Genomic DNA, 11,313 nt, shown 5'->3' with positions numbered 1-11,313 from the left:
GACACTATAGTCGGAGAAAATGCGGTGGCATTATTTGATTTAAAAGACTTTGATAACCACGAGCAAGTGGTTTTTTGTAGCGATGATGAATCTGGTTTAAAAGCTATCATTGCTGTTCACTCAACGAAACTTGGTCCAGCTGTTGGTGGTTGTCGTATGTGGGATTATGCAAGCGACGAAGATGCCATTACTGACGTATTACGTTTATCAAAAGGTATGACCTATAAGAATGCGATGGCCGGTTTAACAATGGGCGGTGGTAAGTCGGTTATTATTGGTGACGCTAAAAAGATTAAGTCTGACGCTTTGTTTAAAGCATTTGGTCGCGCGTTAAACGGCCTAGGTGGCCGCTATGTCAGTGCTGAAGACGTTAATATTACGACTGGTGATATCGCAGTAGTTAATACAGAAACTGATTTTGTCACCGGTACAGAAGGAAAAAGTGGTAACCCTGCTCCTTTTACCGCGTTAGGTACATTCTTAGGTATTAAAGCGGCAGTAAAACATAAGTTAAAATCTGACGATTTGTCAGGTTTAACCGTCGCGGTTCAAGGCTTGGGCAGTGTAGGTTTATACTTGTGTGAACATTTACATAATGCAGGTGCAAAACTGGTAGTGACCGATTTAAATCAAGAAGCATTAGATAAAGTACAAACGCAGTTTGGCGCTAAAATTGTTGGTTTAAATGAAATTTATGATCAAGACGCTGATATCTACGCGCCTTGTGCATTGGGTGCTACGATTAATGACGGTACGATTGATCGTATTAAGGCAAAGATTGTTGCTGGCTGTGCTAACAATCAATTAGCAGAACCTCGCCACGATCAAGCATTAGTCGAGCGTGGTATTCTTTATGCGCCAGACTATGTGATTAACGCTGGTGGTATTATTAACGTATCGTTTGAAGAAAATTACTGCGTTGATCAAGCAACAGCGAAAGTTGAAGAAATTTATAATACATTACTCGATGTATTTGAAAAAGCAGACTCAACAGGTAAGCCTACCGGTGAAGTAGCCGATGAAATGGCTCGTGAAATTATCGCGAAAGGCGGTAAATAAACTGTTACCTTAAGGTCAAAGTAATATAGTACAAAGGGTAGCACTTGCTACCCTTTTTTGTATCTGCATTTACATGTTTTACTAAAGCGAGTTCACAGCTTGAAAAACTCATCGTTAGTTACGCCTAATTTTTCCTGTTTACATTATCCTAACAGAAGGCTAAATTAATAGTTAACAATAACTTAGCTATCCTTTAAACCGTTTCATTGGTTTTAGAATTACATATAGGGAATAAACGATGCTGCACGCTGCACTGACAGGATTGATCTTACTCGCCATTTTTAAATTACTAGACAAGCGATACCTTAAAAAGGATCAATTTCACGCCGTTATCGACTGGTATCTGTCATTTGCCGTCGTGATGGTAGCATCAGTTATTATTGCGTTGTTTAATATTGCTGTTATTAGCTTAGCATTACCAAGTGAGTTAACGCTAATCAGTGCCCTCTTCTACCTGATCATCCCGCTTGGCATTATCAAATTTATGTTAGGTTACAAAACACAAAAAGCGCTTTCTTACGCGATATGGGTACCTTTCATCGCTATTTTAGTTGAAATGCCTTTTGCTCTAGTCGCTAATCAACCAAACGCTTAATCGATAGTTATGGCTATTTTATCAATATCAGTAGGCATATTATTACTGCTTATCTCGGGGATCGGTGTTGGACTAGTGCTCTATGCCTTAAATTTTGAAGAGCCTGGTTTTGGTTTGGTCATTTTGTTTTTCCCAACGCTGTTGGGGTTATTGCTTGTTGTGCCAAGTACGCTTTACCGTTTAGTTGACGTATTTAATCAGCGGGTAAACCAAACCCTATTTGAAAAGTGTATGTTGACCTTAGGTACTTGTATCACATTGAGCTTTTTCATTATTGTTAGCTACGTGCTGTTATCTACTTAACCGTCTAACGTTAATGAAGATAACCTGCAACCTCCCACACACTCATAACAATTGAAACAACCTATGTCTAAAGACCCAAACGTATTAGGTAGGCTATACGATAAAATCGCAACATGGTGGAACGACCGGCATTTAGATTCGAATTACGGCGTTACCCAGTTTAACCACGCACTAAACTTTGTTCCTCCAGAAGGTAACGCCTTAGATATTGGATGCGGTGCTGGTGGTCGATTTATCAACATACTTAATAAGCGTAATTACCAAGTCACCGGGTTAGACGTTTCATCAAAGATGATCGCTTTAGCAAAAAAAAATCACCCCGAACATAGTTTTCATCAACAAAACATCTGTACCTGGATACCTGATAAGCAGTACGACTTTATTTACGCATGGGATAGCTTATTTCATTTACCGTTGGATCAGCATCAACCGGTTCTTAATCGGTTGTGCGATTGCTTAAGCGAAAGTGGTGTGATGATGTTTACCCTTGGCGACGCCGAAGGAGAGCATGAAGATCAATGGCATAATGCGTCTTTTTACTATAGCTCAATCGGTATCAATAGAACGCTGGAAGTTCTTTTAGCAAAGGGTTTAAAGATAAAGCATGTCGATATTGATCAATATCCAGAAAAGCACGTTGTTATAATCGCTCAAAAGATAACTAACTAAGTACTCAACAATGTTTAATGACATTCACCATGTTGCCATCATTTGTTCAAACTATGAAATTTCAAAACGATTCTATGTTGATATATTAGGGTTAACGATAAAAAGTGAATAATACAGAAAAGAACGAAACTCGTACAAGCTTGATCTTGAATTACCTAGTGGCCATCAAATAGAACTTTTTTCATTTCCTAATTCACCGCAACGCCCCAGTTATCCAGAAGCACAAGGGTTAAGACATTTAGCGTTTAGTGTCGAGTGCATTGAATCGGTCAAGCGCTATCTTCTCGCTAAAAAGGTAAACGTTGAACCAATACGCATCGATGAATATACCGGTAAAAAGTTTACCTTTTTTTCTGATCCAGATAATCTGCCATTAGAACTCTACAAAAAATAGCAGGTTGAACCGTTGCGTGATAGCCAATTAACCTGCTGGCGGGAAATTGTCGTGTATCTACAGGAAGGCTTGTGCCATAACTTTCCACTAGCACAGCAAAAGGAAAATGAATGAGTATCAAACAGCGTCGAATGGCTAAAGGTTGGACACAAGAAGACCTTTCCCTTCACTCAGGCTTAAGTACAAGAACGATTCAACGTGTAGAGCGTGGGGAAAAAGTCGGCGCTGAAACGCTAAAATGTCTTGCTGCTGTGTTTGCAGAATCTACTTCAACTTTGCAAAAGGAACTCATGATGACCGTACATATAGAGAATAAAAGCAACGAATTACCATTAACACAATTAGAAAAAAAGGCGCTTGAGCAGGTAAAGGAGCTCATCGATGATAACGATTCAACGCAGTTACTGTCTATCGAAAGAAAAGCGATTAAACACGCTAAAAACTTACTTTCAAAATTAAAGCGCAGCTAACCAAAAATAGAGATAAAAAAGGCTAACATCACTTTGTTAGCCTTTAACTAATCAACCAAGCATACGCAGGTTTTATATGCTTATACCTACACTAACATTTGCTTAATACGTTTGCGACTTGCAAGCAATAGCATAGCAATGACGGCAAAGCACATTAAATATAGGGTGGTTGGCTCGTTAACTGACACCGGATTAGCGGTATAACTAAAATCATCAAACCCGTATAGGTTCTTAGAAGTGCCAGAGCCTACTAGTGAAAATGACGTAATCGCCGTATCACTTATTACCCCAAAGAAAGCACTCGCATCCCATTGCTCTGTCGCTAACAATGCATTTATTGCTTCATGCCCTGCACTATCAAAATAGTTTAAGCTACTCACGTTTAATTGGTTAAAATCAAAACCAATGGCAAACACTTCATAATTAAATGTTATCAATAATGTACTGCGCTCTCTAGCCGTTACAGCTAAAGTCTCATCATCACTATTTAAGCTTGAAGTTGAGTAAATGCCTCGATTACCACGTGTAATCACAAAATCTTCTGACTCAACGCCATCACCAAATCGTTCAGTCGCAATTTGACTGTTAAGGGCTAACTCAAAAGCATCTCTATCATCAAAATAGATCAAGCCTGCTTACGCACTTGGTAAATAAATCAATGCAACAAATAACGCTATCACGTAATACTGCAGTTTTCTTTCAATACCTCTCCCTAATTTAACGTAGAAAGTCACTTTTACTGATGTAAATTTTAAAATGAGAATCTACAGGAACAATGTGAAAAACATTAGGGAATGGTATGAATAAAAGCATAAAAAAAGAGGCTGTTCGGCCTCTTTTTTCAAACGGGTTTAGGCATAAACCTATTTGTTATATTGTTCAGCTAAATATAACCATGTTGGAAGCACAGTGTCAGGATTAAGCGAAACGCTTTCAATACCCTGCTCTACTAACCAGTGAGCAAAATCAGCATGATCTGATGGGCCTTGGCCACAGATACCTACATATTTACCGCGCGCTTTACAGGCTTTAATCGCCATAGAAAGTAGCACTTTAATCGCAGGGTTACGCTCATCAAATAAATGCGCAATCAATCCAGAATCACGATCGAGACCAAGCGTTAACTGAGTTAAGTCATTTGAGCCAATAGAGAAGCCGTCGAAATGATCTAAGAATTGATCTGCTAATAACGCGTTAGACGGTAATTCACACATCATAATGATACGTAAACCGTTTTCACCACGTTTTAAACCATTTTCTGCTAAGATTTCAATAACCTGTTCAGCTTCTTCAAGTGTTCGAACAAATGGGATCATAATTTCAACATTCGTTAAACCCATCTCGTTGCGCACACGCTTAATTGCTTCACATTCTAGTGCAAAACACTCACGGAAATCTTCTGAAATATAACGCGAAGCACCACGGTAACCAATCATCGGGTTTTCTTCATCCGGTTCAAATACATCACCGCCAACTAAGTTAGCGTATTCATTAGATTTGAAGTCAGACATACGAACAATCACTTTTTCAGGTGCGTAAGCACAAGCAAGTGTTGAAATACCTTCAGTAAGTTTTGCAATATAGAACTCTACTGGGTTTTCATAGCCAGCAATAATATCGTTAATTTCTTCTTTCAGATCAGCTTCTTGAGCATCAAAGTTAAGTAATGCTTTAGGATGAATACCAATCATTTTGTTAATGATAAACTCTAAACGCGCTAAACCAACGCCAGCATGTGGTAGTTTGGCAAAAGCAAATGCTCTGTCTGGGTTACCAACGTTCATCATTATCTTCAGTGGTAAGTCAGGCATATGATCAACTTCAGAAGTCGTTACACTAAATTCTAATTTTCCATCATAGATAAAGCCGGTATCACCTTCGGCACAAGACACCGTCACTTCATCGTCATTGTTAATACGTGATGTTGCGTCACCACAACCAACCACTGCAGGAATACCCATTTCACGTGCGATAATAGCCGCGTGACAGGTACGGCCACCACGATTTGTGACAATCGCTGATGCGCGTTTCATGATCGGTTCCCAATCTGGGTCGGTCATGTCGGTAACGAGCACGTCACCAGGCTGAATTTTGTCCATTTCATCTAATGACGCAAGCACTTTTGCCTTACCAGCACCAATTTTATGGCCAATTGAACGGCCTTCACAGATAACATCGGCACTGTCTTGTAATTGGAATTGTTCCATAACGTTAGCATTTTCACGACTACGCACGGTTTCTGGACGAGCTTGCACGATATATAACTTGCCATCTAAACCGTCTTTAGCCCACTCAATATCCATCGGACGTTGGTAGTGTTTTTCAATAATAACAGCTTGTTTTGCAAGCTCTTGAACTTCATCATCGGTTAAAGAAAACTGGTTAGACTGTGCTTCTTCAATATCAACAATTTCAACTTGTTTTCCATGCTCTTGGGTATCGGCATAAACCATTTTAATGGCCTTAGAGCCCAGGTTACGACGAACAACAGAAGGGTTACCTTTTTCAAGGGTTGGCTTGTGCACATAAAACTCATCTGGGTTAACAGCGCCTTGCACAACCATTTCACCTAAACCATAGCTTGATGTTACAAAAACGACATCTTCAAAGCCTGATTCAGTATCAATAGAGAACATGACACCTGAAGAAGCAATATCTGAACGTACCATACGCTGAATACCAGCCGATAATGCTACACCACGGTGATCATATCCTTGGTGTACACGGTAAGAAATAGCGCGGTCATTAAATAGCGAGGCAAATACATGTTTAATGGCGACCATTACAGCATCTAAGCCGCGAACATTTAGGAAAGTTTCTTGCTGGCCAGCAAATGAAGCGTCTGGCATATCTTCTGCAGTTGCTGACGAACGTACAGCAAAAGAAGCATCTTCGGTAAAGTTACCGGCCAGTTGTTGGTATGCAGCTTCAATGTCAGCTTGCATTTGAGGTAAGAAAGGTGTGTCGATAATCCATTGACGAATCGTGCTGCCACATTCACCTAATGCATTAATGTCACTCACATCTAATGTATCTAGAAGTTGATAAATTTTGTCGTTTAAACCACTTTGCTCTAAAAATTCATTAAAAGCAAAGGCCGTTGTAGCAAAGCCACCAGGTACTTGTACGCCTACATTAGCTAGGTTAGAAATCATTTCACCCAATGATGCATTTTTACCGCCTACACGGTCTACATCATTCATACCTAACTCTTCATACCAAAGTACGTTTTCTTGCACAGCAATCTCTCCATAAGGAATTAAATTAAATTTATTCGAATACCTTTTGGTGTAAATCAAAGATATTCGAATAAATTCAAAACTGCGCTTTATTTCAATTGGCCAACATTCTACACTGCAATTAACACAAACTAAAAGAATATTTGTAAGTTTTCATACTAGATTACAAAAAGGAAGGTTCATGCGCACTGCGTTTTATATTTCTGACGGTACAGCGATTACCTCTGAGGTTTTTGGTCACGCTCTACTTTCCCTTTTCCCGGTGGACTTTAAGCACCAAACCATTTCCTTTATTGAGAATATTGAAAAAGCAGAACAAGCCAAGCAAGCGATTAATGACGTATACAAGCGAACGGGTGAAAAGCCTTTAGTCTTCCACACCTTTGTTAACCCTGAAATAAGAATGATTATCGATAGTTGCGATGGCATTATTTATAACTTCCTCGAACATTTTGTTTCACCGTTAGAAAAACACCTAGGCGTAGAAGCAAAACCTAAAGCACATAGAACGCATAGCATTAATCAAAATAGCTACGAGCACAGAATAGATGCTGTTAACTACGCACTTGCCAATGATGATGGCTCAAACGTTAGCAACTATGCACATGCCGATATTATTTTAGTTGGTGTATCACGCTCAGGGAAAACGCCTACATCACTCTACCTCGCCTTACAATATGGTATTAAAGCAGCTAACTATCCGTTCACCGACGATGACATGGATGAATTAAAGCTACCTGACTTCTTAAAGCCGCATAAAAAGAAAATATTCGGCCTAACAATAGATGCTGAGCGATTAATGGATATCAGGGTTAATCGGTTAGCCAACTCAAAATATGCTTCAGCAAGGCAATGTAGAATGGAGTTGAGGGAAGTAGAAAAGCTCTATAAAAAAGAAAAAATTTCTTATATCAACAGTACACGCTTTAGTGTTGAAGAAATCTCAGCAAAAATTTTGTCTATCACAGGATTACAACGACACAAATATTAGGGGCTGTTGATCTTTCATTTTAGCCATAGCCCTTTGGGTTGACTTGAAAAAGCGATATTTTTTGTTGCTTAAAGTGTATTTGGAACAACCAAACATTACTTTAAGCGCCGCGAATCTAATCTTTTTCGAGGCAACAGAGTTACAAACTGAAAAATCAACAGACGCTAATAATATATAACGAAAAAAGCAGATAAATTGTCTGCTTTTTTCGCGCTATCAAATGGAATTTACTGGTATTATCTGAGTAAATTAGCTATGTTAAGCGCCATTAATTATCTCTACTTCCTAGCCTACGGGCTAATTTCCCATGACCATTAAAACAGACGAACTTAGAACCAGTTTAATTGAAAACTTGGTATCACCTGCACAACTTGCGCAAGACATTCCGTTAGATCAAGAAACTGCCGACTTTATTTTAGAAAGCCGAAAAACGGTTGAGAACATTATCAAAGGAACTGATTCACGTTTACTTGTAGTCGTTGGTCCATGTTCAATTCACGATACTGAAGCTGCAATTGACTACGCAAATCAACTTAAAACGTTAAGTCAAAAATACAAAAATGAATTGTATATTGTTATGCGTGTTTATTTTGAAAAACCGCGTACGACAGTTGGTTGGAAAGGCTTAATTAGTGATCCTGATTTAGATAAATCATTTAATGTCGCCAAGGGCCTGCGTTTAGCACGTAACTTACTGATGGATATCAACAAGCTAGGCTTACCCGCTGGTACAGAGTTTTTAGATATGGTGACAGGCCAATATATTTCCGATCTTATCAGTTGGGGTGCTATTGGTGCGCGTACAACTGAAAGTCAAGTACACAGAGAACTTGCTTCAGCATTAAGCTGCCCTGTTGGCTTTAAAAATGGCACCGACGGAAATGTAAAAATAGCGATGGACGCAATAAAAGCGTCTAGTGTTCCACATGTTTTATATTCACCGAATAAAACCGGTCAAATGTGTATTTATCGCACTCATGGCAACCCATATGCACATGTCATCCTTCGTGGCGGTAAAGCACCAAACTATCATCAAGAAGACATTGATGACGCACATAGCAAATTAAATACTGCAGGGCTAAACGACAAGTTGATGGTTGACTGTAGCCACGGCAACAGTAGTAAGGATCATAAAAAGCAAGCGACTGTAGCACAAGCAATAGCAAACCAAATAACGCAAGGAGCAACGAATATTTTTGGTGTAATGATTGAAAGCTTTATTGAAGAAGGTAATCAAGCAGTAGTGAATGACCAAGCATTAACATATGGCCAGAGTATTACCGACGCATGTGTAGATATCGAAGAAACCAATCGTATTTTATCTACCCTAGCTGATGCGATTAAGTAGTTCGACGTAATTATTTAGCTCAGCTAATGACAAAAAAAGCTCGCTATTGGCGCGGGCTATTGAGTCAACTCGGAGCTACTATTTTACGATAGTAGCTCTTTTTCGTTTTTCACCACTGAAAAATAACAATTAAATTTCTTCAATTATTCGCATGCTTCGATAAACACCATTGAGATATTGTACGATTAGCTAGTTTTTTCAATAAGTTATTTAAAACTCGCTAAAACCTCCTATAATATTACCTATAGGAGTGGTAATAATGACGAAGTATGTCTTTTTAGATACGGAAACTACAGGGTTAGACCCTCATGTTGGTGGTCATCGAATAATCGACCTAGCCTGCATAGAGTATGAAGGTGCCACTCCGACAGGTAATGTATTTAACCTCAAAATTAACCCTGAAGGCAAAAAGTCTGTTAAGAAGGCTTTTCAAATTCACGGAATCCTAGATGAAGATTTGGTGGATATGCCCACCTTTAAGGATATCCATGAGAAATTCATCGAATTTATTAAAGATACCCACCTTGTTATCTACAATGCCCCATTTGATTTAAAGTTCTTAAATGCAGAGCTAAACCGTATAAATTACCTGTCTACGATTTCTGATATTTGCGCTGAAGTGACATGTGCTATGGAGCTTGCCAAGAAAAAAATTGGCGTGAGAAAAATCAGACAAGATGCTGCTTGTCTGCGATATGGTATAGATATTTCGAGTCGAACTAAACACAGCGCATTTCTTGATTCATCCCTTTGCGCACAACTCTTTTTTAAATTACGCGATGAAACTGAAATACCACTTAAGTCAACACCTCAACAGAAGAAGCATACCCCAACAAAAGCGATATCAATCCCAAGAGCGTATAAAAACAAAGAAACGGAAAATTACACGCAACTCAATTTTTGTAAAAATCCAGAGTGTGAAAACTTTGGTGTTATAGCTAAAAATCCAACGTATAAAGACAACGGAGAACTAAAGCGTGGCTTAGGAAATGAATACAAACTTACGTGGAGTGATGATAAATCTGAGCATATGCTGACCTGTAAACTATGTGGGCACAGCACGACCATGATACACAACCGTTGCTTTGACGCTGAAGTAACACGTTTATCAACGGTATATGAACCAATAGAGCCTAATTGCCCTAATAAAGCGATACCAGCCATACCAAGCAGTTATCGGTATTATTACATTCCGCATTCACCTGAAAACAGGCGCGGGACTCGTATTCAAAAGCCAAGGTGTAAAAATAGAGATAAAGGCATTTACACTCACCCAGAGCTTTATAAATTAGATGGTAAAACTCAACCTGACCGCATTATTGAGCATATAATCAAAGAGCCACTGAAAAAAGGTGGCAAGCCAGTAACTCAAGTTGTTAAAGAAGATAGATTAGGCTCTCAACTTATAACCTGTAAGGAGTGTGGCAGTAAATTTGCCATTAAGGTAAACCCCGCTAACCGTCATTACCGAGATTTAACTAACGTTACAATCTTTAAAGATTTAATGAACAAAGACATTATCAATCGGATGATGGATAAGTATGAGATTGGTGCTAAAGTCATCTACGATAAAATCAATTTTTTCTATGAGCAAGCCTTAGCGTTTGACCATTATCACTCACAAATGCTTGACCATGCTGTAGCCACTAGAGAGCTTAATTTAAGCTCAGATAGACAATTCTACCTAAGCAACTGGGGCGACCATGATATGCCAAAGCCTACGCCTATAGTGAACACCTCAACAGTGGATAATGATTCTGGCTTTGTGTTTGTCTCTAACGTCAATTTTGACTTTACCAGTGATTACCAAGAAATAAACAAAGAGCACAGAGAAAAGAAAGAGCAAGAGAAGTTTCCATATTACAGACGTTATGCACAATACGTATTAAGTGACGATGATGTTAACGAGCAAGCACCAGAAACTGAGCGTAATGTTGAGCTACAGATGCCACCAAAAGGGTTATTGGTCCAACAAACTTACAGCGTGTTAGCTCACTATGCATTGCTTAAAGAAAAGCTTAAATATGCAAACCGTGTTCACTTGTATGCCGATAACGATTCAGGCATCAAATTGGCCCTAGGAGCCATTTTCTGTGATTGGATAGCCCATCATAAGCTTTACGCCTTTCAAATCTCTGCTGACAAGTCAGGAAGCGCTCAGTACCTTGATGATATATCATTAGAGCGTTTCAAAGAAATTCGAAATGAATTAACAAAAGACAACCCAGATATCACCAAAGAAGAA

10 protein-coding genes and 1 pseudogene are annotated in these 11,313 nt (G+C 39.0%); 9 read left to right on the top strand and 2 right to left on the bottom strand.

Annotated elements, in window-relative coordinates; translation table 11 throughout:
- Nucleotides 1-24: 24 nt before the first annotated feature.
- From QQK02_RS06400 to QQK02_RS06375, 6 genes and pseudogenes are all read left to right on the top strand, one after another.
- A complete protein-coding gene (locus QQK02_RS06400) occupies nucleotides 25-1,059 on the top strand; it encodes a Leu/Phe/Val dehydrogenase (protein WP_284207157.1) in 1,035 nt (344 codons plus the stop codon).
- A gap of 238 nt (nucleotides 1,060-1,297) precedes the next feature.
- Nucleotides 1,298-1,654, top strand: a complete 357-nt coding sequence (locus QQK02_RS06395; RefSeq protein WP_284207156.1) for a hypothetical protein — start codon at nucleotides 1,298-1,300, stop codon at nucleotides 1,652-1,654.
- Nucleotides 1,655-1,663: 9 nt separating this feature from the next.
- Nucleotides 1,664-1,957 (top strand): hypothetical protein, encoded by a 294-nt coding sequence (locus QQK02_RS06390; RefSeq protein WP_284207155.1) that lies wholly within the window; start codon nucleotides 1,664-1,666, stop codon nucleotides 1,955-1,957.
- Nucleotides 1,958-2,020: 63 nt separating this feature from the next.
- A complete protein-coding gene (locus QQK02_RS06385) occupies nucleotides 2,021-2,626 on the top strand; it encodes a class I SAM-dependent methyltransferase (protein ID WP_284207154.1) in 606 nt (201 codons plus the stop codon).
- Nucleotides 2,627-2,636: 10 nt separating this feature from the next.
- Nucleotides 2,637-3,020 (top strand): annotated as a pseudogene (gloA2, locus tag QQK02_RS06380) (SMU1112c/YaeR family gloxylase I-like metalloprotein).
- 110 nt (nucleotides 3,021-3,130) lie between these two features.
- Entirely contained in the window at nucleotides 3,131-3,490 is a 360-nt protein-coding gene (locus QQK02_RS06375; RefSeq protein ID WP_284207153.1) for a helix-turn-helix domain-containing protein, read from the top strand.
- Between the two features lie 86 nt (nucleotides 3,491-3,576).
- On the opposite strand, the gene QQK02_RS06370 is transcribed toward QQK02_RS06375, so the two are convergent.
- Both QQK02_RS06370 and ppsA read right to left on the bottom strand, forming a co-directional pair.
- Nucleotides 3,577-4,119 carry a hypothetical protein gene (locus QQK02_RS06370; RefSeq protein WP_284207152.1) on the bottom strand — a complete coding sequence of 181 codons (543 nt, stop codon included), beginning with the start codon at nucleotides 4,117-4,119 and terminating at the stop codon, nucleotides 3,577-3,579.
- 234 nt (nucleotides 4,120-4,353) lie between these two features.
- Nucleotides 4,354-6,729 (bottom strand): phosphoenolpyruvate synthase, encoded by a 2,376-nt coding sequence (gene ppsA, locus QQK02_RS06365; protein WP_284207151.1) that lies wholly within the window; start codon nucleotides 6,727-6,729, stop codon nucleotides 4,354-4,356.
- 181 nt (nucleotides 6,730-6,910) lie between these two features.
- On the opposite strand from ppsA, the gene ppsR reads away from it, so the two are divergent.
- The 3 genes from ppsR to QQK02_RS06350 form a co-directional block, all read left to right on the top strand.
- Entirely contained in the window at nucleotides 6,911-7,720 is an 810-nt protein-coding gene (ppsR, locus tag QQK02_RS06360) for a posphoenolpyruvate synthetase regulatory kinase/phosphorylase PpsR (RefSeq protein WP_284207150.1), read from the top strand.
- 307 nt (nucleotides 7,721-8,027) lie between these two features.
- The gene (locus tag QQK02_RS06355) at nucleotides 8,028-9,068 is read left to right on the top strand and encodes a 3-deoxy-7-phosphoheptulonate synthase (protein WP_284207149.1); all 1,041 of its coding nucleotides are present in this window, start codon (nucleotides 8,028-8,030) and stop codon (nucleotides 9,066-9,068) included.
- Between the two features lie 259 nt (nucleotides 9,069-9,327).
- A partial coding sequence (locus tag QQK02_RS06350) for an exonuclease domain-containing protein (RefSeq protein ID WP_284207148.1) occupies nucleotides 9,328-11,313 on the top strand: 1,986 nt, incomplete at its 3' end.

It is taken from the genome of Thalassotalea eurytherma (assembly GCF_030161415.1).
Classification (GTDB): Bacteria; Pseudomonadota; Gammaproteobacteria; order Enterobacterales; family Alteromonadaceae; genus Thalassotalea_G; species Thalassotalea_G eurytherma.
The sequence above is the reverse complement of the archived record's forward strand: the minus strand, read 5'-3'. Positions and strand labels throughout refer to the sequence as shown.